General features: G+C 34.6%; 17 protein-coding genes. 6 read left to right on the plus strand and 11 right to left on the minus strand.

What is annotated here, in order from left to right; all coding sequences use genetic code 11:
* Positions 1 to 74: 74 nt before the first annotated feature.
* Both ACNQF9_RS13985 and tamL read left to right on the plus strand, forming a co-directional pair.
* Entirely contained in the window at positions 75 to 5051 is a 4977-nt protein-coding gene (locus ACNQF9_RS13985) for a translocation/assembly module TamB domain-containing protein (protein ID WP_417990450.1), read from the plus strand.
* Positions 5052 to 5152: 101 nt separating this feature from the next.
* A complete protein-coding gene (gene tamL, locus ACNQF9_RS13990; protein WP_417990451.1) occupies positions 5153 to 7447 on the plus strand; it encodes a translocation and assembly module lipoprotein TamL in 2295 nt (764 codons plus the stop codon).
* Between the two features lie 69 nt (positions 7448 to 7516).
* Here tamL and ACNQF9_RS13995 read toward each other — a convergent pair whose 3' ends face one another.
* Positions 7517 to 10024 (minus strand): M14 family zinc carboxypeptidase, encoded by a 2508-nt coding sequence (locus ACNQF9_RS13995; RefSeq protein WP_417961598.1) that lies wholly within the window; start codon positions 10022 to 10024, stop codon positions 7517 to 7519.
* Between the two features lie 236 nt (positions 10025 to 10260).
* Between ACNQF9_RS13995 and ACNQF9_RS14000 the strand changes: the two genes are divergently transcribed.
* On the plus strand, positions 10261 to 11688 hold the full coding sequence (locus tag ACNQF9_RS14000) for an L-serine ammonia-lyase (RefSeq protein ID WP_417961600.1): 1428 nt from the start codon (positions 10261 to 10263) through the stop codon (positions 11686 to 11688).
* Between the two features lie 136 nt (positions 11689 to 11824).
* On the plus strand, positions 11825 to 11995 hold the full coding sequence (locus ACNQF9_RS14005) for a hypothetical protein (RefSeq protein WP_417961602.1): 171 nt from the start codon (positions 11825 to 11827) through the stop codon (positions 11993 to 11995).
* A gap of 142 nt (positions 11996 to 12137) precedes the next feature.
* Here the strand turns inward: ACNQF9_RS14005 and ACNQF9_RS14010 are convergent, their stop codons facing one another.
* From ACNQF9_RS14010 to ACNQF9_RS14055, 10 genes are all read right to left on the minus strand, one after another.
* Positions 12138 to 13874 (minus strand): ATP-binding protein, encoded by a 1737-nt coding sequence (locus ACNQF9_RS14010; protein ID WP_417990452.1) that lies wholly within the window; start codon positions 13872 to 13874, stop codon positions 12138 to 12140.
* Positions 13875 to 13962: 88 nt separating this feature from the next.
* Positions 13963 to 15090, minus strand: a complete 1128-nt coding sequence (locus ACNQF9_RS14015; RefSeq protein WP_417990453.1) for a sensor protein KdpD — start codon at positions 15088 to 15090, stop codon at positions 13963 to 13965.
* A 25-nt stretch (positions 15091 to 15115) separates the two neighbouring features.
* Positions 15116 to 16198: a porin gene (locus ACNQF9_RS14020; protein ID WP_417990454.1), complete on the minus strand. Its 1083-nt coding sequence runs from the start codon at positions 16196 to 16198 to the stop codon at positions 15116 to 15118.
* Between the two features lie 191 nt (positions 16199 to 16389).
* Positions 16390 to 16944 carry a K(+)-transporting ATPase subunit C gene (locus tag ACNQF9_RS14025; protein ID WP_417990455.1) on the minus strand — a complete coding sequence of 185 codons (555 nt, stop codon included), beginning with the start codon at positions 16942 to 16944 and terminating at the stop codon, positions 16390 to 16392.
* Positions 16945 to 17047: 103 nt separating this feature from the next.
* Positions 17048 to 19081 carry a potassium-transporting ATPase subunit KdpB gene (gene kdpB / locus ACNQF9_RS14030; RefSeq protein ID WP_417990456.1) on the minus strand — a complete coding sequence of 678 codons (2034 nt, stop codon included), beginning with the start codon at positions 19079 to 19081 and terminating at the stop codon, positions 17048 to 17050.
* An 8-nt stretch (positions 19082 to 19089) separates the two neighbouring features.
* Positions 19090 to 20811 (minus strand): potassium-transporting ATPase subunit KdpA, encoded by a 1722-nt coding sequence (gene kdpA, locus ACNQF9_RS14035; RefSeq protein WP_417990457.1) that lies wholly within the window; start codon positions 20809 to 20811, stop codon positions 19090 to 19092.
* A gap of 19 nt (positions 20812 to 20830) precedes the next feature.
* Entirely contained in the window at positions 20831 to 20908 is a 78-nt protein-coding gene (gene kdpF / locus ACNQF9_RS14040) for a K(+)-transporting ATPase subunit F (protein WP_111410498.1), read from the minus strand.
* Positions 20909 to 21102: 194 nt separating this feature from the next.
* On the minus strand, positions 21103 to 21384 hold the full coding sequence (locus ACNQF9_RS14045) for a DUF7674 family protein (protein ID WP_417961617.1): 282 nt from the start codon (positions 21382 to 21384) through the stop codon (positions 21103 to 21105).
* Positions 21385 to 21582: 198 nt separating this feature from the next.
* Complete coding sequence (locus tag ACNQF9_RS14050) at positions 21583 to 22926, minus strand: sigma-54-dependent transcriptional regulator (protein WP_417990472.1); 1344 nt, start codon at positions 22924 to 22926, stop codon at positions 21583 to 21585.
* Positions 22927 to 22991: 65 nt separating this feature from the next.
* Positions 22992 to 23435 carry a nuclear transport factor 2 family protein gene (locus ACNQF9_RS14055; protein ID WP_417990458.1) on the minus strand — a complete coding sequence of 148 codons (444 nt, stop codon included), beginning with the start codon at positions 23433 to 23435 and terminating at the stop codon, positions 22992 to 22994.
* 102 nt (positions 23436 to 23537) lie between these two features.
* On the opposite strand from ACNQF9_RS14055, the gene panB reads away from it, so the two are divergent.
* On the plus strand, positions 23538 to 24356 hold the full coding sequence (gene panB / locus ACNQF9_RS14060; protein ID WP_417961621.1) for a 3-methyl-2-oxobutanoate hydroxymethyltransferase: 819 nt from the start codon (positions 23538 to 23540) through the stop codon (positions 24354 to 24356).
* Between the two features lie 93 nt (positions 24357 to 24449).
* Positions 24450 to 25139 (plus strand): RluA family pseudouridine synthase, encoded by a 690-nt coding sequence (locus ACNQF9_RS14065; protein ID WP_417961622.1) that lies wholly within the window; start codon positions 24450 to 24452, stop codon positions 25137 to 25139.
* Positions 25140 to 25145: the final 6 nt, after the last annotated feature.

Raw genomic sequence — 25145 nt, forward strand, 5'->3', positions numbered from 1 at the left:
CAGTTAATTTTGTTTAGGATTGAAATTGTAATTCTGATTTAAATTGGTTATTTTTAACCAAAAAAAGATATCATTTGAAAAAATATTTAAAGAAGAGTTTAAAGATTTTCCTTTGGATAATAGGATCCTTAATTCTATTGTTCTTAATACTGGTGGTCATTATTCAAATTCCATCGGTTCAAAATTATGCTAAAGAAAAAGCCGTACTCTATCTGGAAGGAAAAATAAAAACTAAAATCACCATTGATAACCTCGCAATTGAATTTCCAAAAAAAATAATTCTTCAAGGAGTTTATTTTGAAGATCAGAAAAAAGACACCCTTTTTGCTGGAGAAAAACTAGCTGTAGATATTAGTCTGTTCCAGTTAATGAACAATAAAGTCGAAATCAAATCCGTTCATTTAGAAGGGATTTCTGCTCATTTAAATAGAGATTCAAAAGCTATTTTTAATTTTGAATACATCATTAAAGCATTTGCATCACCAGAGAAACAGAAAACGGATTCGCCACCGATGCAATTTTCTGTGGAAGAAATTAAGTTGGATCGAATTCAATTCAAATACAATGATTTCGTTACAAAAAATAATATTTATGCCAATCTAAATCATTTTGAAACAAACATTAAAACCTTCGATTTAGAACACATGAACTTTGAAATTCCAAAAGCAAAAATTAATGGCTTAAAGTTCCAATTAAAACAAGGTATCGTTCAAATTTCCAAAGCAACTAAAGCCGCCGCAATAAAAAACGAACCAGAATCCATTTTCAAATTAAAATTGGGAGAAATTGATCTGGCAAAAATTGATTTTGATTACGAAAGTGAAGAAACAAAAGTAAGGACAACTTTTTATTTGAAAAAACTTCTTGCCAAAATTGACAAAATTGATCTTAATAATCAATTCGCCATTATAGAAAGTATTGATCTAACGGGTGTGGAAGGTGCTTTGACTTTTGGTAAATTGAATAAAGCAAAAATAAAAAAAGAAACTACTGTAGTAAACTCCAACAACTGGGAAGTCAAAATAAAAAACACAACGTTCAAACGAGTTAATTTTCGGTATGATAATAATAACGTTGCAACAATACCAAAAGGGATCGATTACAACCATTTGAATCTTACTAATTTAAACCTACAAGTTGATTTTCTAAATTACAATTCCGAAAACATATCCGGAAATGCCAATTCCTTGACCGTAAAAGAACAAAGCGGGTTGAACATTCAGTCCTTTAATGCTGAATTTTTCTATGGAAAAAAGAATGCTTTTCTTAAAAAATTATATTTAAAAACACCCCAAACGGAATTGAGAGACGAAATCCGTATTGGGTATCCATCCATTGAATCTTTAGCTGAAAACCCCGGCGAATTAGGCCTTATAGCTTATTTAAAGAAAAGCAAACTAGGGATTAAAGACATTTTACTTTTTGCTCCTACTTTAAACAAGACAAATCCTTTCATGAGCAATCCCAACGCAATCCTGTCCATTAATGGAGCCATAACAGGGAAATTGAATAATATTGAATTCCCATCTATTGAGATTAGCGGTATTGGAACTACACAAGTAGCCGCCACCGGAAGTATCATAGGTTTACCAGATGTAAACAAAGCCTATTTTGATTTGAATATTAAAGATTTACAATCCGGTGCAAAAGATTTTGTTGACTTTTTGCCCAAAGGAACAGTTCCTAATTCGATTCAGTTACCTTCAAAATTCAGCGCCAAAGGAATTTTTAAAGGAACCATCGCTAATTTTAATACCGATATGAACATAACTAGTAGTTTTGGAAATGCAAAAATCAAAGCTACCTTCGATCAAAGTAGAAAAAATCAGGAGAAATACGATGCTCAAACGGAACTTACTAATTTTGATTTAGGAAAATTTATCAAAAATGATTCTATTGGAAAAGTAACTTTAAAAGCCAATATAAAAGGAACTGGATTTGATCCAAAAACCGCAACTGCATCTTTAAACGGAACTGTTCTAAAAGCGTATTATAATTACTATACCTACAAAAATCTAGGCGTAAAAGGAACTATTCGCAATGGAAATTTCAATGCAACTGCTTTTGCAAAAGATCCTAATCTAACTTTTGATTTGGTGAGCAGCGGCAGTTTCAAGGACAAATACCCTACCGGAAAACTAAAACTGAATGTAGATATCGCTGATTTAGAAAAACTAAATCTGCACGCTGGTCCATTGAAAATAAGAGGCGTTGTAGATGCTGATATTCAATCGGCAAATCTCGATTACCTCAACGGAACTGTATTTGCACGCAACATTACCATAGTAAATGCAAAAGAAGAATTTGTAATTGATTCTATTACCGCAGTGGCAACTTCCAGCTCTGAAAGGAATACATTCCTATTGAAATCACCTTTTTTGGATGTAGATGCCATTGGAAAATACAAATTGTCAAAAATAGCAACTGCTTTGTCAAATTCTATTGCAAAGTATTATGACAGTAAACCAAGTCCCAGAAAAACAGCTGTGGAAAAACAAGAATTTGTTTTTAAAATTGGCGTAAAAGACAGTCCAATTCTATTAAAACTGATTCCTGAATTGAAAAGTCTAGAACCTATTAATATACAAGGAAGATATAATTCTGTTAACGATTCTATTGTTTTGAATGGTACAATTCCAAAGTTAATTTATGGAGAAAACACTATTACAAATGCTGTCCTTAAAGTAGATACCAAAGACAATTCACTTGTTTACAGCTTTATTGTGGATGATATTCAAAACAAACAAATTCAATTGCCACACACCAGTATTTCAGGTAAAGTGCAAAACAATATTGTGGATTATACGGTGCAATTAAAAGATTCAAAAGACAAAGAAAGATACTTAATTGCAGGAACATTAAAAGCTTTGAACGGGAATAACGAAATCAATCTTGACCCAAATAATTTATTGCTGAACTATGAATCTTGGAAAATAACACAAGACAACTTAATTCGTTTTGGCAAAACAGGAATTTATGCTGATACTTTCGAATTGAGTAAAGATGGAAGTAAAATCCTTATACAATCACAATCGCAACAAGCTAATGCTCCTATAGCAATTGATTTCAAAGATTTTGACATAAAAACCATTACCAGTATCGTTGAGAAAGATGATTTACAAATGAGCGGTAAAATCAATGGAAATGCATTGGTTAAAAATATAAGTACTACTCCCCTTTTTACTTCAGACTTAAACATTGAAAATTTTACTTTCAAAAAAGATACAATCGGAAACATCAGTATCAAAGTAAATAATGTGATTGCTAACCAATATGATGCCGAAATTGCCATTACAGGTCAGGGAAATCAAGTCAATTTAGAAGGGAATTACAAGACGACAAGCAGCAGTTTTGACATGAATCTCGACATTGACAAATTGAACTTAAAAAGTATTCAGGGTTTCACTTTGAATAACATTACTGAAAGCACGGGATTCTTGACAGGGAATTTTAAAATAACAGGAAATACAACCCAGCCCGAGGTAATTGGAGAATTACAGTTCAATGAAATTGGTTTCAAAGTAAAGCAGCTCAATGCAAAATTTAAGTCTTTAAACGATAAAATTGTTTTTACACCTAACGCAATTCTTTTTAACAATTTTATTATAAAAGATGAAAAAGAAAATGATTTAGCCATTAACGGAAAGATTGATAGCGCTAATTTTAGCAATTTTGGGTTTGATTTATCCATTGATGCCGATAACTTTCAAGCAGTTAATTCCGAAGCCAAAGACAATGATTTATACTACGGAGAATTGTATTTGGACAACCACTTAAAAGTAAGGGGAACAATAGACAATCCGATTGTAGAGGGAAATATCAAGATTAACAAAGACACAAAGTTTACTATTGTTTTACCACAATCAGATCCATCAATAGCGGATAGAGCAGGAATTGTAGAGTTCATTGATCAAGACAATCCACAATTATTAGGAACTGTTTCAATGGAGGAAATAAAAAGTGAAATGGAAATAAAAGGAATTAATGCCTCAGTAAATATTGAAATAGATAAGGAAGCTGAACTGTCTCTGAATATTGACAAAGCCAATGGAGATTTCCTTAAATTAAAAGGAGAAGCACAACTAAACGGTGGAATTGATCCTTCTGGAAAAACTACATTGACTGGACGCTATGAATTATCCGAGGGAAGTTACGAGATGAACTTTAATGCAATCAAAAGAAAATTTGATATTAAACCAGGAAGTTATATTTTATGGACTGGAGAACCTACAACAGCTGATATTAGTATTACCGCCATTTATAAAACAGAAGCAGCACCAATTGATTTGATAAACGACCAATTAGGGGCGGTTACTGCCCAAGTCAGAAACACATACAAACAAAAGATTCCGTTTGAAACCCGTTTGAAAATGACCGGAGAATTAATGAAACCTTCCATTTCGTTTGATATCGTTTTACCAGAAGGAAACAATAGTGTATCTACCGAAATTATTAATACAACACAAGCAAAATTAGTGCAACTACGTCAACAACCAGACGAGATGAACAAACAGGTTTTTGCACTACTCCTACTCAACCGTTTTATTGGAGAAAATCCATTTGCCAGCGAAACTGGAGGTACTAATGTTTCGTCATTAGCTAGAGAAAGTGCGAGTAAAATTCTGTCCCAACAACTCAATAATCTAGCTGGAGATTTAATTAGTGGTGTGGAACTCAATTTTGATTTGAATACTACAGATGATTATACCACGGGTCAGCGCCAAAACAAAACCGATTTAAATGTTGGTATTTCTAAAAAACTGTTGAACGACAGACTAAAGGTAACTGTGGGAAGTAGTTTTGGAATCGAAGGGCCACAACAGATTAATCAAAATGCGAATAATATTGCCGGAGATGTATCTCTGGATTACCAACTCTCTAAAGATGGAAGGTATAAAATGAGAGTATACCGCATAAATAAATATCAAGTAGCGCTTCAAGGTGAAGTAGTTGAAACCGGAATTGCTTTTGTCATTACTTTGGATTACAATAAATTCAGAGAATTATTTGCTAAAAGTAAAGTACCGAAAGTTGCTAAAAAGACTAAATAAAAGTTTTTAAACTATTGAGCATTTAAGAAAATTTAGGAATTAATTTTTTCTAATGAGCCATAATTTCTCAATAGTCTAATTTTTAATAAATACTAAAATTGATGACTAAGACTCTTGCACTCTATTTTCTTTTTTTAGGATTGTTTGTTTCCTCGTGCAGTAATACCAGATTTTTGCCCGAAGGGGAGCTACTATATACAGGTGCAAAAATAAAAGTAGAAGGAAAAAAAACCACCAAGAAAGAAAATAAAGCATTGAAAAATAAGTTAGAAGATATTGTGAGGCCCAAACCCAACTCCTCTTTTTTGGGGTTGAAACCAAAATTGTATATTTATAATTTAGCGGGAACACCAAAAAAAGATAAAGGATGGCGCTACTGGTTGAAAAACAAAGTAGGTGAACCTCCTGTTTTATATAGTCAAGTTGACTTAGAATACAACAAAAGTGTTTTACAAAATTTTTCAGAAAACAGTGGCTACTTCAACGCTAAAACAGCAGCTGACTCAACACGAAAAGGTAAAAAAGCGAGCGCTACATATCTGGTAAACCCCGCAAAACAATATAAAATTAGAGAAGTGAAGTTCCCCAAGGATTCTTCGGTGATCGCTACAGCTGTTCGCAACACCAGACGCAGAACTCTGTTAAAGAAAGACGAAGGGTATAGCCTTGATGTCATTAAAGAGGAAAGAGTTCGTATTGATTCCAGATTAAAGGAAAAAGGTTTTTTCTATTTCAACCCTGATTATCTTAAAGTTCAAGTAGATACAACTGTTGCCGATCATCAAGTAGATCTTATTGTAAAAGTAAAAGACGAAACCCCACAATTAGCAGAGACCCCATTCAAAATCAATAAAATTATTGTGTATCCCAACTACTCCGTTGGTATCGATAGTGTGAAAAACAATATGGATTCTATCAAAAAATACAATGATTTAACCATCATCGATCAGGAAAACTTATTTAAGCCTCGGATTTTTGATCGGGCATTGTATTTCAAAAAAGAAGATTTATACAACCGTACTAATCATAATCTATCCTTAAATAGATTAGTAAATCTTGGAACTTTCAAATTCGTGAAAAATCAATTTAGAGTTTCGGATACTACCGGAAATTACCTCGATGCTTATTATTACCTAACTCCATTACCAAAAAAATCAATTCGATTGGAGGTATTGGCCAAAACAAATTCAGCCAATTATACAGGAACTGAACTCAATTTAAACTGGAGTAACAGAAATACTTTTAGAGGTGCTGAATTGCTTACTATCTCTGCTTTTGGGGGTGTTGAAGTACAAGTTTCCGGACAAAACAATGGATTTAATGTTTATAGATTTGGTACCGAAGCTAATTTAGTTTGGCCGCGATTTCTTGCCCCTTTTAAGCTAAATTCTCCTAGTGGCTTTGTGCCCAAAACGAAAGCAACATTGGGATATGAATTTCAAAACAGAACCAAATTGTATTCCTTGCAAACCTTTAAAGGGTCTTTTGGCTATTTATGGAAAGAAAATGAGCGAAAGGAACATTTATTGAATGTTACTGAGATTACGTATGCTAGTCCACAAAATGTCACTCCATTATACCAAGAACAAATTCTAGCAAATGAGTCTTTAGGGAAAGTAATTGAAAAACAATTGATTTTCGGACCAACTTATTCCTATACGTATACCAATACTTTACAACTAAGAAAGAAAAATACCTTTTACTATAAAGGTACTATCGATTTAGCAGGAAATATTGCAGGATTAGTTTCAGGGGCAAATATCCAAAAAGGAGATACTATTAAATTTTTTGATGTTCCCTTTAGCCAATTTGTCAAAATAGAAAATGATTTTAGGCATTATTTAAAATTAAGCCCTGATTCCCAGCTGGCCAGTCGCATAATCGTAGGCGCTGGATTTGCTTATGGCAATTCAGCAGAGTTGCCCTTTATTAAGCAGTTTTTTATAGGTGGAACCAATAGTTTACGGGCCTTTAGAGCGCGATCATTAGGTCCAGGAAGTTTTGATGGTGCTGCTACTAATACGAGCTCTTTTTTGCCTGATCAATCCGGTGATTTTAAATTAGAATTCAATACGGAGTACCGAGCAAAAATTTACGGATTAGTCAAAGGCGCTTTGTTTATAGATGCTGGAAACATCTGGTTGATGAAAGAAAATGCCGAAAAACCAGGTACAAAATTAACTAAAAAATTCCTAAACGAAATTGCTGTTGGCGCTGGAGCCGGATTGCGTTTTGATTTCTCTTTTTTAATCTTGAGGACGGATCTGGCCTTCCCATTACGCAAACCATATTTGCCGGAGGGTAATCGTTGGGTTTTGGATAAAATTGATTTTGGAAGCGGACCTTGGCGCAGAGAAAATTTAATTTTTAATTTAGCTATTGGATATCCTTTTTAATCATAATACAATTTTAATACAAAAGAGCACGATCAATATCGTGCTTTTTTGTATTAAGTAGTTCACTCTTTAGTTTACTAAGAACAAAGCATTACTAAATAACAAATTTCCGTTTTCCCAGAAACCTCTAAATAAAGGATTATCAACCATATAAATTACAGAACCATTCCCTTTTTTTTCTACTGCAAAACTTACTGTGTTATTCAGTTTCTTTTTGATTTCATTACCCACAAAACCATAACTCTTATAATCTTTAGGAACATAAACAACATTCGTGGCTTTCTTCAATAGCGAATAATGCCTGTCATCCGTTTTTAGGCTAAAATATTTATCGCCTAAACCAAAAGACATTGGGTGGGTTTTATTAAGAAGATTTTCAATAATAGCTCCCGGAATCGATTTAGAGATATACCTACGCTCTGAATCTTGAAAATCTAAGAAGCGCTCTTTCAATTCCTCTTCTTCAGCTTCTTTTTCAGAACTAATTTTATCTTCCTCAGTAGCAAAAGGACTCAGTGCGTAGCCCTCTTTAGCTTCAAAAAGAGTAAGCGCACTATTCATTGCAATCACTTTTCCTCCATTCTTAATCCATTCTCCTATTTTCTTTTGCTGGTCTTCATTTAAATCATAATACCCATCCGCTAAAATAATCGTGTTGTAATTGAATAGGTTTAATCTATTAAAATTATTCACTTCGACTACGCTTATGGGGTATCCTATAGTTTCTTCCATGAAATACCAAGCGGCACCAAACTCTGTAGAACCAACACCTTTTCCAGATAACAAAACGACCTTAGGTGCTTTCAATAAACTGAAATTTTCACCGCCAACATCTTTAGAATTAGAAGAAAAACCTGTAGCTATATAACTGTAATCAGTTTTTACTTTTACCAGTTCACTAATCGTTTTTTCAAAATCCACCACTTTAGGATTATCTGCTTTGGTCACTAACAAACCACCAGGCTCAACAGTTACATCCCCAAAAACAGCTTTTTTCATTGCTGATCGGACCTTTATATTATTTTGATGCAACAAAGACAAAACCTGGGCTGAAATTCTGTTATTCCACGGAATATGAAATGCATATACATTTTGAGAAATTACTTTTTCTTTCGCTTCGATTGATGCTTTTGTTTTGATGTCTAAACTATTCTTCAATGCATATCCTTCTACGCCATACGCTAAAGGCAAAGCCCATGAAGTAATGTCATACGATAAACTATCATTTAGTTTTTGATTCGGTTCAAAAAGCACTTGGGCAAAAACGGCTTTTTGTTGGTCTACTTTTACAATCAAATCATTCGGTTCAATCGTAAAACCATTTTCTGTCTTTGTGTTGTAATTGAATCCCGATGCTTTTTGACTGGCATCGGCATAACTGAACGCTACATTATTTTTTTTCAACAAATCCGCCATTTGAACTAACTTCGGATTGCTTTTCATTACATACATTTTATACTTTCCCTTCACTGTTTTTCGGGAATTATTCATAAAACCTCTGAATCCTTTGAGTAAAACCTCTGCTTGAGCTGATGCCGATTCTACAACCGTCAAAACTGCCGTTGCGTGATGGGTTAATCGATCCTGTATCGTCAAATTGATACCATTACTCATCGTAACTGCTCTCCCAGCGCCTATTCCTCCTTGTTCTAATGTCATTCCTACCGCTCCATTGTAAGTAGGATATGTATCACCATAACTTGGATAAAACAAATCAAAGCGTTCTCCAGTATTGTACATCCAGTTTTGAGCATCAAACTTTTTTGAAATATTTTTACCTAAAGTGTAATGAAAATCTTTTTGGTACTTCTCAATGTACTCGTGCAAAGGTTCCGCAGATGGTGGAAAAAAATACGGAGAATCGTATCCCATTTCATGCACATCTGTATGCACTTGTGGCATCCATTGGTTGTACAATACAATACGCTGTTGGGTTTCAGGCTGGGTTTGCCACGCCCAATCTCTATTTAAATCAAACATATAATGATTGTACCTACCTCCTGGCCATGCTTCCATGTGTTCTCTGTCTGATAATTCCGGATGCATTTTTTTTCCTGAAATTTCCCTTAACCAATTTCCGTATCTTGAATATCCATCAGGATTGATACACGGATCAAGGATTACAATTGTATTCTCTAACCACTTTTTGGTTGCTAGATTCGAAGGATTTATCAATTCGTAAGCTACGGTCATGGCGCTTTCCGTTCCTGCAAATTCATTTCCGTGAACATTGAAACTCAACCATACGATTAGCTTATCACCAATCAGCTGGGATTTAGTTTCGGATAAGCCAATGGCTGCTAAATTATTATTTCGTATTTGTTCCAAATTAGCTAAATTCTCCGGACTTGAAATAAAATACACGTTCAGATCTCTTTGTTCCGGTGTTACGCCATACTTCTGCTGTTTGATAAAAGTAGACTTTTCAGTAAGCTGTTTGAAGTAATTTTCAACTTGATGGTAGTAGGTTATTTGTTTTCCATAATTGGGTAAAAATTCTGAAGGACTCTGTACTTGTGAATGAACACTTAGCACACAAAGTAGTATTAAAAAAAAAGGAAAAACGGTCTTTTTCATGTTTTACGGGTTAATTATACTTCAAAAATAGCCATTTAGGAAGTATTGCACAAGGTAAATTTTGGAATAATTAAATATTGATTTTACCAAACCTCTAGCTTTTATTAATTCATATTTGTTGAAGAATAACAACAATACAGTAATATTCATTATTAAATAAACAATATTATTCTAATTTTGAATAGTACCCTTGCTACATTCTATTATATTTGCAGACAACAAAATTCACACTACAGATGGAAGAATGTATCTCCGTTTTTGACATGTTAAAAATTGGTGTTGGACCTTCGAGTTCACACACACTTGGACCTTGGAGAGCTGCCGAACGCTTTCTTAGCGAATTAAGAACCGAAAATTTACTTCATACAGTACATAGGGTAAAAATAGATTTATACGGTTCTCTATCCTTGACCGGAAAAGGACACGCGACAGATTTAGCCGTAATGCTGGGTTTAAGCGGACAAGATCCTGAATACATTCCTGTAGAAAATATTGATGTAATTATTAAATCCATTGAATCAAAAAACGAAATCAATTTAGGAAACGAAAAATCGATCCCTTTTTTTTTCCTCCAAGACATTATTTTCAATAAAAACTTTCTTCCTTTTCATGCCAATGGAATGACTTTTACAGCCTATATGACTGATGATAGCGAATACGTTTCCACTTTTTATTCAATTGGTGGCGGATTTGTGGTCAAAGAAGAACGCATCAACGCCAAGAAGAAAATTGCCATAAAATGTGCTTTTCCGTATCCAATTGAGAAAGCAGCAGAATTATTGGATTATTGCAAGAAAGAGAACAAATCCATATCGGAAATTGTCTATGAAAATGAGAAATCGATGCGCACCGAAGCAGCTATCGATCATGAATTAATGCGCATTTGGAATACGATGCTCGAATGCATGTACATTGGCTGCCATTCAGAGGGCATTCTTCCAGGCGGATTAAATGTACGTCGCCGTGCTTTTGATATGCACCAAAACCTCATTGGCTTAGCCAATTATGATTCGCCACAAACCTGGCTTGAAGAAATCAGAAAAACAGAAGTGAAATTTCGACAAATACTGAAATGGGTTTCTTGTTTTGCTCTTGCGGTTAATGAAGTAAACGCCGCTTTAGGTCGTGTAGTTACAGCTCCAACAAACGGAAGTGCAGGTGTCATTCCATCTGTTTTAATGTATTATTTAGTAATTGAAAACCATAATGCCGGAGAAAAGGAAATCAAACAATTCTTAATGGTTGCCGGAGAAATAGGCAGCATTTTCAAGAAAGGTTCTACAATATCAGCCGCAATGGGTGGTTGTCAGGCCGAAATAGGCGTTTCTTCCTCAATGGCTGCTGCCGCTTTATGCGAGTTAATGGGCGGTACCCCAGAACAAGTTTTAATGGCTGCCGAAATTGCTATGGAACATCACTTGGGATTGACGTGTGATCCTATTGGTGGCTTAGTTCAGATTCCTTGTATTGAAAGAAATACGATGGGTGCCATAAAAGCAATTAATGCGGCTGAATTAGCGCTGGAAACTGACCCCAAAAATGCAAAAGTACCACTAGATAAAGTGGTGGATACTATGTGGCAAACCGCCAAAGACATGAACAACAAATACAAAGAAACTTCGGAAGGCGGATTAGCCATTGCCGTAAATATGGCTGATTGTTAATTAGATTGAATGATTTCTTCTTATCAATAACTTTACTAAAAAGGTTCTCCTTGTAAATACCCTAAATTTAAAATACTGATAATCAAAAATTAAATTATTTACAGTACATTTAGTCTAACTGTTAAATTATAATAAAATGGAAATCAACTGGGTAATAATCGGTATTGTAATTATTTGTTTGGTTATTTTGATTGTATTTCTAATTAGAAAAAATCAAAACGATAAAAAAAAGTATATTCATTTCTTGAACAATGATTTCAAAAAAGCTAAAGAAGAAGAGTCTGACATGAATGACGATACCTATTAATTTGTATTACTAAACTTTTAAAAAAGGGGTAATAATTATTTCACTTTACATGAAATTAAATATCGTAATTAATGAAAAGGGAACAGTCATGTTGGATAAAAAATTATCAAAACAATCCATAATTAGACCTAAGTATTTAAAATCAAACCATGCTCAATTTAAAATAAAAAGTACTTCCTAGTCCCAATTCACTTACAATACCAATAGTCCCTCCTTGCGCTTCTATGAATTCCTTGCTAATGGCTAAACCCAATCCTGTCCCTGATTTATGGCTGCCGGGAACCTGAAAATATTTATCGAAAATTTTAGTTTTATACCGGCTGTCAATTCCTTTTCCGGTATCAATTATTTGAAAAACAACCTCATTATTTTCTTTTTTCAATTGTACCGTAATGCTACTGTTTTCAGAAGAATAGCGTATCGCATTGGTTAGAAAATTGATTAAAACCCAAGCTGTTTTCTCACTGTCAGCCTTCACTTCGGATAAATTAGGTTCCGCCTCAATCCGCAATTCGATTTGCTTTTGTTCAGCTTGCAATTTTATTGCTTCAACAGCATAATTTACAATCTCGTAGGGATTAGTTTTTGCCATGTTCAACTGAATATTTCCTGTTTCCAGTTGGGATAATTCTAATAATTCTCCAGTGATTTTAAGCAATCGTTGGCTGTCTTCTTTGATCCCTTGTATGAGTTGTTTTTGGTCGCTATTGATTATTCCAGTTTCTGGTTTTTCAAGTAATTGCAGGCTCATTTTTATAGAAGCAATAGGGGTTTTCAACTCATGCGAAACGGTCGCAATAAAATTAGTTTTGGCAAAATCCAATTCTTTAAAAAAAGTAATATTCCTTAAAATAATGACATCACCAATAGTAATCGTTTGATCCTCACCAGTTGGTTGTATAGTAATGGTCACCGTTTCTTTTTCGAAATAACTTTCTTTTCCATCGGCAAAAATTTTCATTGGAAGTGATTTTTGTCCAGCATTTTTAGCATCGTTTTCCAATTCTTTTATAATCAAAGAACGCATCAAATCATTTGTCAATGCCAACGAAGAAGCCAGTTTCCCAATCACTTCCTCTGCTTTTAACGCCATGATTTTCAATGCCTCATCATTTGCAAATAAAACAAGTCCTTCATTGTCTAATCCAATAATCGGGTCGTGCATATTGTTGATCAGTGTTTCCAATCGCTTCTTTTCAAAGGACAATTTATGCAAATTACTATTGCTGTATTCCTCCAGTTTTTGTGCCATTGTATTGAACGATTTGGCCAAATCACCATACTCATTATGATTCATGAAATGGACTCGTTCCGTGTAATTTTTATTGGCAATTTCTTTAATACTTCCAGTAAGCTCTTTTATTGGATTAGCAATATTATTTGGCAAGTTGACCAATAAATTAAAAGCAATCAAGAAGCAAAGTGTACCCGTAACGGCAATCCATAAATTAGCTGTTTCTGCGGTGTGTTTGGCAATGTCACTTTTCACTTTAATCGCAACCATATTCAATTTCATGATCTCGAAAATATCCTGACGAATTTGGCTTTTCACAGCTTCATCAGTCCTGTTTTTTTTCAAAAAATCAAAACTTTTTTGCAAATTATATGTTACTTTATCCTCTCCAATCTCCGTTATATTGGCAATTTGCTTTCTGAGATTCGTTTCGAATACAACAATTGCTTTTTCTTCATCTATATTAATTTCATCTAGTGAAAGAAGCATATTTCTAGAATACTCTAGAGTATTATAATTTGCTTTTAGAATATTTTCAGTATCTTTTTTTATAGAAAAAATATAAAATGCCGCTACTAATGACAAAATAATTATCATTAAAAAAAGTAGGCCAACGCCTAAGTTTAATTTGGTTTTAATTCTCATCTTGTCATTGTGAGGAGCGAAGCAATCTTATCCTCTTTATTTAATTAGTTATTATTTTTCACCCATTTGAATTTGTCTTCAACACTTTTTAAGACAATATAACTAGATCAACATTTGATAACGATAGACTATTCAATAAGCGTCTGAAAATCGTTGTTGATAAAATTACTTTAAATAAATTGAAGTGTGGTTTACCTATGCAAACCGTTGTGATGTTTTTTTGTTCCACAATTTTCAACATGGTATCCGTGATATTAGAATTCTCCATCTTGATTACTTCCGCACCAAGCTGTATGGCTAATTTGAAATTATTTATCAAATGGCGTTGTTTGTCCAATGCAATTTTGTCACTACTTTCTTTTGGTGTAACTACGTACAAAACATACCAATTACAATTATAATAACTGGCTAAACGAGCCGCTTTTCTAATTACAATTTTGGCTGTCTTGTCGTTGCTGCTAATGCATGCCAAGAGTTTTTCATGCCTTAAAGCACTATTTTTAGGCACTTCATTCTCTACTTTTCTAAGTACTTGGCTCGCAACTTCTTTTAAGGCCAATTCTCGCAATTGTAAAATTTGATCTGATTTAAAAAAATTGTTTAAAGCCGTTTGAATTTTATCCGCAGTGTAAATTTTCCCTTCTCTTAAGCGTGCAATCAAATCCTCTGATGTCAAATCAATATTCACCACCTCATCCGCCAATCGCAGTACATTATCCGGAATTCGTTCCTGAACATCAACATTAGTGATGCGTTTCACATCTTCATTCAAACTTTCAATATGCTGAATATTTACTGCCGAAATCACATTAATTCCCGCATCTAAAATCTCCAGAACATCCTGCCACCGTTTTTCATTTTTGCTGCCCTCAATATTAGTATGCGCTAATTCATCTATGATTACCACTTCAGGACGCAGATTGATAATCGCCTGAACATCCATTTCATCGAGTTGCTTTCCTTTATAGAAAAGAGTACGCCTAGGAATGACAGGCAAACCGTTTAACAATTCATGGGTTTCTTTGCGATTGTGCGTTTCGATATACCCAATTTTAACATCAATTCCGTTTTTCAACAACGTATGCGCTTCCTGTAGCATCCGAAAAGTTTTGCCTACACCGGCACTCATCCCGATGTAGACTTTAAACTTTCCTTTACGTGATTTCTGAATTAAATCAAGAAAGTGTTTGACATTATTTTCTTTTTCGTTGTCCAATTAGAGTTATATTTTAGAAAAAAAATTAAAATGAAATCGCTACTGAAGTCGTTAAAAATACATTTTGATAGTTGGGCAAATTATCTTTCAAAAACACCTCATCTTTACTTTTTAAATTTCTGGCTTCTACTCTAAAAAGTATATTATCAGCCACTAAATAGTCAAAGTTAGCCGAGAAACCATAGGTTTTAAATCCGTTTGGTGTTCCTGTGGCAATGATTACCCCTTTTTCATCCGCATAATATTCACCTCTTGCTGCCAATTGAATTTTAGCGGTCGGTTTGTATTGTGCAATTAAAACTGGTGAAAACCAAACATCATAGCGATCACTTTTCACCGCCGTTTGTTGCGCTCCGATATCAAAACCGGTATGAATATTTACTTTTTCAGACACTTTAAGCAAGGCATAAAAGTTGTTGAAATACCGCCATTTTTTATCCGTGTCCGGTTGTTCATTCCCAACATACGTACTCCAGTTCAAAGCCACTGAAGACAAAGGTTTGAAAGTCACTTGCGTGCCAAAAGCAGGGGTTTGATTGCCGTCAATTTTCTGGATGCGTTGCCATCCGTTCAGATACATCGCCGCCAAATACCATTTCTCGCTTTTTGAAGTATATCCAATTTTTACTCCCGTTTCGTAATACGGAGAATTATCCGCTAAAATACTTCTGGTCACAGCCATACAATCTTTACCAATGGCACTTTCAAACCCAATGTGTGAAGGCATAATTCCCGCATCAACCCAAAGATTATGTGTTGCCGATATCTTCACGCCTATATTGGCTTCATACACATTTTTCAACAAATCTGGTTCGGCAGCCAGATTGTATTGGACATACGTTCCAGCCATAAGTGCAAAATTCCCACGAATATTGTCCTTGGCATAATTTACTTTTGCCATTCCTAAATTCAAATTGACTTCATTGTGTTTGTTGTGACTGTAAAAAAAACCGGGTCTGACATGATTGTCGGGTTTGCCAAAATCATAACTGTAATACGTTTCTATATAACCCGAAAACGTGAAAGGACTTTTTTCTTTCTCTATTTCCTGAGCATTTATCGTTGTACCACCAAAAACTAGCAATGCTATACCTATTAATTTTTTCATTTTTATTATTTATTATTTAGAGCTAATCCCGCTATTCGTTGCAATCTTATATTTTTAAACAAAAAAATATAAGGATTTTCACTGCTATCAGGGCTAAAAAGCATTATTCAATAATTAAAAAATCTATTTTTAATCAACTCCTTTGAACCCTTTAAGGATTAAAATCTAAAATGTTTAAATTAGAATTCTATTTATTTCAATGCATCCAAAGCGACATTCAACTCTAAAACATTGACTGTTGAAGTCCCCATCACTGCAGGTGTGTTGATTTTAGTTTCGACTAAAGCTTTTACTTTCGCCACTGATAATTTTCTTTCTTTTGCTACTCTTTTTACCTGAATTAAAGCCCCTTCCGGCGAAATATTTGGATCTAAACCACTCCCGGAAGCCGTCACCATATCCGATGGGATTTCTCCTTTTTTTAAATACGGATGAACGATTAAAAAAGTATCAATTCTTTTTTGAACTAAAGCTAAATATTCCGCATTGCTAGGCCCTTTGTTACTTCCCGCACTTCCCGCTGCATTGTAATCCACAGCAGAAGGCCTTCCCCAAAAGTAGTTTGATTTATCGAATTTCTGTCCAATTTTTTGATACCCCACAACTTTTCCGTTTACCATAACCGTTTCTCCTTTTCCGTTGTTTGGAGCAAGTTGTGCTATTCCGAAAATTGCCATTGGATAAATAATTGCAAACAATACCACTATAAAGAGTGTAAATTTTAATATTGAAAATATATTTTTCATTTTTTTATTGTTAAATGTTATTTTAAAAAAGTGAAATGTGGAAGTATGTTAAATTGACATTATGAGATTCTCTTTTTACTTCGCACATTTCACTTCTTACTTTTTAAATAAATAATGCTACAACTAAATCAATTAATTTAATTCCAATAAAAGGTACAATCAATCCACCAAGTCCATAAATCAAAAGATTTCTTTGTAAAATAGCACTGGCACCAATTGGTTTATAATCAACCCCTTTCAAGGCTAGCGGAATCAATATTGGAATGATAATCGCATTGAAAATCACTGCCGATAAAATGGCCGTTTCCGGACTGTGCAAACGCATGATATTCAAACCTTCTAAAGCGGGAATTGCGGTGATAAAAAGTGCCGGAACAATAGCAAAATATTTAGCAACATCATTTGCAATCGAAAACGTAGTCAGTGTTCCTCTAGTCATCAACAGCTGTTTTCCTATCTCTATAATTTCAATTAGTTTGGTTGGGTCATTGTCAAGATCAACCATATTTCCAGCTTCTTTCGCTGCTTGCGTTCCGCTGTTCATCGCCACACCTACATCGGCTTGGGCAAGAGCAGGAGCATCATTCGTTCCATCACCCATCATGGCGACAAGTTTACCCATTTGTTGTTCATTTTTGATGTAGTTCATTTTGTCCTCTGGCTTAGCTTCTGCAATGAAATCATCTACACCGGCTGCTTCGGCAATGAATTTAGCGGTCAAAGGATTGTCACCGGTAACCATAACCGTTTTCACACCCATTTTTCGCAAACGGTCAAAACGTTCTTTCATTCCCGTTTTGATAATATCCTGCAATTCAATAACGCCTTGCACCTGATTATTTTTAATGACTACCAATGGCGTTCCTCCTTTAGAGGAAATGTCAATTACTTTTTGAGCGGTATCTTCAGGGAAAATGTTCCCAGCTTGGAGCGTAATGTTTTTTGCGGCATCTTGAGCGCCTTTTCTAATATTGGTACCGTCTTGTAAAACAACACCACTTGTTCTTGTTTCGGCAGTAAATTTGATTAAAGTGGCTCCTTCAATAGACAGTTTGTTGGCCACTTCATTTCCGGCTAATTCCACAATACTTTTTCCTTCAGGAGTATCATCTGCAAGCGAACTTAAAACTGCCGATTTAATAAAATCATCTTCCGAAACACCTTTTGCAGGATAAAAATGGGTTGCTTTTCGATTTCCAATGGTAATTGTACCAGTTTTATCCAAAAGCAATACATCAATATCTCCGGCAGTTTCCACCGCTTTTCCTGATTTGGTAATGACATTGGCACGCAAGGCTCGATCCATTCCTGCAATTCCTATAGCGGATAGTAAACCCCCAATCGTCGTCGGTATCAAACACACAAAAAGAGATATAAAAGCAGCTATAGTTATTGGCGCATTGGCATAATCAGCAAAGGGCTTTAAGGTTACACAAACAATCACGAAGATTAAGGTAAAGGCTGCCAACAAAATGGTCAAGGCAATTTCATTGGGTGTTTTCTGACGGCTTGCTCCTTCCACCAAAGCAATCATTTTGTCCAGAAAACTTTCGCCCGGTTCATTTGTAACAATTACTTTTATCTTATCAGACAATACCTTTGTTCCTCCAGTTACGGATGATTTGTCACCACCCGCTTCTCGAATTACAGGAGCACTTTCTCCCGTAATCGCACTTTCGTCTATCGTGGCTAAACCTTCAATAATTTCACCATCGGTGGCTATTAAATCCCCTGATTCACAGATAAAAACATCTCCTTTTTTCAATTCAGATGAGCTGATATTTTTAATTTCACCATTTGGTAAAAGCTTTCTCGCTGGTGTTTCTTCCCTTGTTTTTCTTAAACTGTCTGCTTGTGCTTTTCCTCTGGCTTCGGCAATTGCCTCCGCAAAATTGGCAAACAAAAGTGTCGCTAATAAAATTAAAAACACAATAAAATTATAAGCAAAACTCCCTTGATCCTGCGCACCAAATAAAATGGCAATACAAACGGCAAGCATAATAGCCGTTCCGATTTCTACGGTAAACATTACCGGGTTTTTGAACATTATTTTAGGATTAAGCTTAACAAAAGACTGCACTAAAGCATCTTTTACCTGCTTGCTCTCAAACAATGAATTGGATTTATTTTGAGTCATTTTTTATATTATTTTAATGTAAAATATTCTGCCAATGGTCCTAAAGCTAATGCTGGAAAGAAAGATAACGCTGCAATAATGGCGATTACGGCAAAAACCATTATTCCAAAAATAGTTGTATCTGTTTTTAAAGTTCCTGCACTTTCCGGAATGTATTTTTTATTCGCTAATAATCCTGCAATGGCCAAAGGACCAATTATAGGAAGGAAACGACTCAATAACAACACAATTCCAGTGGTGATGTTCCAAAACGGATTGTTGTCTCCTAAACCTTCAAATCCGGAACCGTTGTTAGCAGCACTCGAAGTATATTCGTATAACATTTCAGAAAAACCATGATGCCCAGAATTGTTAAGCCAGCCAGTAGCATTGCCGCTAAACCAATAGCCCATGGCGGTATCATTTGCAGCGAAATAAGATGCCAAAGCCGTTCCTGACAATATTAATAATGGATGTAGAATTGCGATGAAAGCAGCAATTTTGACTTCACGAGCTTCGATTTTCTTCCCTAAAAATTCTGGGGTTCGACCCACCATTAATCCTGAAATAAAAACAGCGAGGATAATAAAAATATAAAAGTTCAAAAAACCAACACCACAACCTCCATAAAAGGCGTTGACCATCATTGCCAGTAATTGCATCGAGCCTGAAATAGGCATCGAGCTGTCGTGCATACTATTAACTGAACCTGTAGAAATTACTGTTGTGGCAATACTCCAAAAACCTGAAATGGCAGGACCAAAACGGACTTCCTTGCCTTCCATAGCTCCTGTAGCCTGCATAATTCCCATTTTTTCTATGGCTGGGTTTCCATTGAGTTCACTAATCACTGTTGGTATTACTAAAAGTAAAAAACCAATAGTCATTACACCAAAAACTACGTAGGATAATTTTCTTTTCTTTAAATAAAAGCCCAAAGCAAAAATCATCGCAAACGGAATTATTAATTGTGCCCACAATTCAACCGCATTCGTAAAATAAGTAGGATTCTCTAGCGGATGCGCCGAATTGGCTCCAAAAAACCCTCCACCATTGGTTCCAATATGTTTGATGGCAATAAATGCTGCCGCCGGCCCACGAGAAACTTCCACTGCATCGCCTTGCAACGTAGTAATGGCATCTTTTCCTTCAAAAGTCATCGGTGTACCACTAAACAATAAAACAATCGCTACAATTGCTGAAAGAGGCAGTAAAATACGCGTACAACTTTTGATAAAATAAGTATAAAAATTCCCTAATGTATCCGTGGTTCTCTCTTTCATTGCAGTGAAAACCATTGCTGCTGCTGCCATCCCAACACCAGCTGAAACAAATTGCAAGAACATTAGAAACAATTGAGATAAATATGAAACTCCTGTTTCCCCTGAATAATGCTGCAAATTACAGTTTACCACAAATGAAATAGCAGTATTAAATGCCAGATCAGGTGTCATGTTTGGATTGTTATCCGGATTTAAAGGCATTGAACCTTGAAACAGTAAAATAAAAAAGCAAAGAAAGAACCAAACCATATTCACGCTCAAAAGCGCTTTTAAATGTTGTTTCCAGTTCATTTCTTCCGTGGCATTGATCCCGCTGATTTTGAAAATAAAATTTTCAATTGGATTGAAAATCGGATCAAGTAGTGTTTTATCGCCTGAATATATTTTGGCAATATACTTTCCTAAAGGAATAGCCAAAACTATGGAAACAATAAAAATAATAATGACGCCAAATAATTCTGTGTTCATAAAAATTAGTTTAATTGAGTTAAAATTTTTCGGGTTTGATTAATACATAAACCAAATAGCCAAAAACGGCAAGCGCGACAATAAATAGTGCAGTCATAATTTAGATTTTTTCAAAAAATTCGACGGATTTAAAGCAAATCGCAAATAATAAAACAGCTAATGCGAGTAATAGAATAGTGATCATAGTCAAAAAAGTTATAGATTAAATATTAAGAAGTAAAATATAGGAAGTGAAAAATGTTTTAATCTGGTGTTGTTTAGTTTTTACATTTCACAAAAACCATATTACAATTACACTCCTGAAGCATTGATTTGTTTGATGTATTCCGCTTTCAACGATTTTGGAAACAAATTTGAAATGTTGCAGTGACGCAATTCCATAAAAGAGGATACCGAAAAAACGTATACGTTGGAGATCGCATTTTTTGTTTCATTGCTTCCCGTTGCAAATAGACGCTCCGCCAAAGCAAGACACTTTTTAGCTCTGGCAATGTTGCCTGAAATTATAGCTCTTTTAGTTATTTCGGCAAAGCGTTCTGCTTGTTTGTAAATCGTGGTGACTTGATTTTTCATAAGAATAATTTTTATGTTCTTCATCGCTTATGCCAAAATGTATTCCAAGAAATCTCAACCCATCCTAAAACACCGAAAATTAATAACTTATGTTTTTTTAGTTAAAATTTGCCATAAAAAAAGCCTATCATAATGATAGGCTTTTATCGTTTTGATACCCTTTTAAGGATTCAAACCATTAATGGCTATGCTTTAAAATTACTGAATGCTGTATTCTTCTAGTTTTCTATAAAGTGTTGCAATTCCTATTTCTAATAAGCGTGCAGTCTCTGCTTTATTACCTTTGGAGTAATTCAATACTTTTTGAATGTGAAGTTTTTCAATACTTTGCATAGAAAAAGCAGATATTATTTTAGTGTTTTTTTCAATTGGATGTTGCATTTCATAAGGCAAAAGATCTGCAGTGAGCGATTCCCCATTTACCAAAATTACGGATCGCTCAATAATATTTTTTAATTCCCTTACATTTCCGGGCCAATGATACAACTCTAATTTTTGTAGAAATTCAGCATCGATAGTCAACTTTTGCTTGTTTGTTTTAGCAGAAAATTGTTCTACAAAATAATAGGCCAAAGGAGCAATATCTTTTATTCTTTCGCGCAATGACGGAATTGTAATCTCAAAAATGTTCAACCTAAAATACAAATCAGAACGAAAACGATGTGCTTCACTTTCCGTTTTCAAATTGCGGTTCGTTGCCGCAATCAGTCGAAAATTAGATTTTTTTGGAGTAGTATCACCTATTTGAATGTACTCATTGGTTTCTAAAACCCGCAATAATTTAGCTTGTAATTCTAATGGCATTTCGCCAATTTCATCTAGAAATAAAGTTCCACCATTGGCCTCTTCAATAAATCCTTTTTTATCTTTTATCGCTCCAGTAAAGGCCCCTTGTTTGTGTCCGAACAACTCACTTTCAAGAATTGCTGCACTAAAAGTACTGCAATTCAGTGCTACGAATGATTTTCCAACCCGATGGCTGTTCTCGTGAATCGATTGTGCAAAAACTTCTTTTCCCGTTCCGGTTTCGCCAGTTAAAAGTACCGTTGAATCTGTTTTGGCTACTTTTCGGGCTAAATCAATTACTAGTTCCAATCCTTTAGATTTACCAATAATAGTATCAAAGGAATATTTATCTGAAATTCGTTTCTCGAGCTGTTTGACTTTCTTCAGCAGTTGTACTTTTTCAAGTGCTTTGTATAATAGCGGAATTATTTTATCATTATCATCCCCTTTTACAATATAATCAAAAGCTCCGTTTTTCATGGCTTGAACACCATCGGAAATTTTGCCGTAGGCCGTTAATAAGATAACCTCTGTAAGCGGAAAAACAGTTTTTATTTTTTCAAGAAAATCTAATCCACTGCCATCAGGAAGTTTGACATCACAAAGTACCACATCAATATCATTGTGTTCTAATTTCTTGAAACCTGATTTTAAATCACAGGCTTCAAAAACTTCAAAACCTTCTGACTTTACTATTCGTGTCAGAAGTCCACGAAGTTTTTCTTCATCGTCAATAATGAGTATGTTTTTCAAAATAGCATTTGTATCAATTAAAGCACAAAATTACCTTTTTTAATGTTGGCAAATAAAAATAATTGGTTTTACTTTCTTCGGGTATCGATAAGATGTACAATTTTCCATTCTGAAGTTTTGGAACTATTTTTATTAAAAAGTGTAAAAGCATTCACCCCTTTATGACTAAGCTTTCCATTCACATAAAACTCATAAGGCGTCCAAGCGTGGGCCATACTTCCATCGACTTGAATGGAATAGCTCAGTATTTTTTCCTGAAATTTTATTTCGACAGGAATGGAAGCTATTGATTTAAAAAAAACTTGAGGTTTTTCATTGGATAATGTAATTCCTTTGGCATTATCAGCAATCGATTGTAAAATTATCTGGTCATCACAAAGATTATGCAGTTTCAGAGTGTCTTTGGCATGAAAAGCCTCGAAAAAAGTTTCAATTACTTTTTGAATTTCTTGGTGTTGAGCTTGAGAATTAGCGGATATAAATAATCCTAAAATTATTAAAAATTTCTTCATGATTTGCTAGTTTAATTAATTGGTACAACAAGTAACTTTACTGTTACATTTTTAAGATAAAAATATACATTTTGTTACCTTTACAATCTTAAAACAACAAATATGTCTGTCGCAAAAAAAGATTATAAAAGGATTACTACAAAATCACTGATTGAGATGAAAGCCAATGGAGAGAAAATTTCCATGCTTACCGCTTATGATTACACTATGGCTAAAATTGTTGATACAGCCGGAATTGATGTAATCTTAGTGGGCGATTCCGCTTCGAATGTGATGGCTGGTCATGAAACCACTTTGCCTATTACTTTAGATCAAATGATATATCACGCTTCCTCGGTGGTAAGAGCTATAGAAAGAGCGTTGGTAGTTGTTGATTTGCCTTTTGGAAGTTACCAATCGGATCCTAAAGAAGCCTTGCGTTCCGCTATCAGAATTATGAAAGAAAGTGGTGGTCATGCCGTAAAACTGGAAGGTGGTAAAGAGATTAAAGATTCTATCAAGAAAATATTAAATGCAGGAATTCCAGTTATGGGACATTTAGGTTTAACACCACAATCAATATATAAATTTGGAACCTATACCGTTCGTGCCAAAGAAGAAGAAGAAGCACATAAATTAATCGAAGATGCTAAATTACTGGAGAGATTGGGTTGTTTCGCATTAGTATTAGAAAAAATTCCCGCTCATTTAGCAGAGAAAGTAGCTCAAAGTATTTCAATTCCAGTAATTGGCATCGGTGCAGGTGGCGGTGTTGATGGTCAAGTTTTAGTAATTCATGACATGTTAGGAATGAATAATGAATTTAGTCCGCGTTTCTTGAGAAGATACATGAATTTATACGACGAAATGACAACTGCTATTGGTCAATATGTTGCTGATGTAAAATCAAGTGATTTTCCTAATACCAGCGAACAATACTAAATTAGACTTCTTAGCTTTTTAGATTAGTAAGATTCTTAGAGCCAATACCTAAATCATTAACTAGTCTAGAAACCAAACCATCTAAAAACCAAAATGAAAATAGTTTCTACTAAAAATAACCTTCAAGTTCTTCACGAAGACAACCACATTATTGTTGTAAACAAGCGAGTAGGTGATATTGTTCAGGGGGATAAAACAGGTGATAAACCACTTTCGGATGTGGTTAAAGAATACATCAAAGATAAATACAACAAACCCGGAGAGGTGTTTTTAGGAGTAGTGCATCGTTTGGACCGTCCTACAACCGGAATAGTCGTTTTTGCTCGCACCAGTAAAGCGTTGACAAGAATGAATGAACTATTCAGCAACCGCGAAACTCAAAAAACGTATTGGGCAATTGTCAAAAATAAACCTTTGAATACTACTGATAAATTAGTTCATTTCCTTAAAAGAAACGAAAAAAACAATACTTCAAAAGCACATGTAAAAGAAGTTCCTGATAGCAAATTAGCTAGCTTAGAGTATACAATAATCAAAGAACTCAATAATTATTTTGCGTTGGAGATCAATCTTCATACCGGCAGACACCATCAGATTCGAGCACAACTTTCAGTTATTGGTTCACCCATAAAAGGCGATTTAAAATATGGTTTTGACCGAAGCAATCCGGATGGAGGGATTCATTTACATGCCCGAAAATTAGTTTTTATCCATCCTGTTTCTAAAGAAAATATAGAAATCATCGCACCTACACCAGATGATGTGATATGGAATGCGGTATAACCCAAA

This window comes from Flavobacterium amylolyticum, assembly GCF_048284335.1.
Classification (GTDB): domain Bacteria; phylum Bacteroidota; class Bacteroidia; order Flavobacteriales; family Flavobacteriaceae; genus Flavobacterium.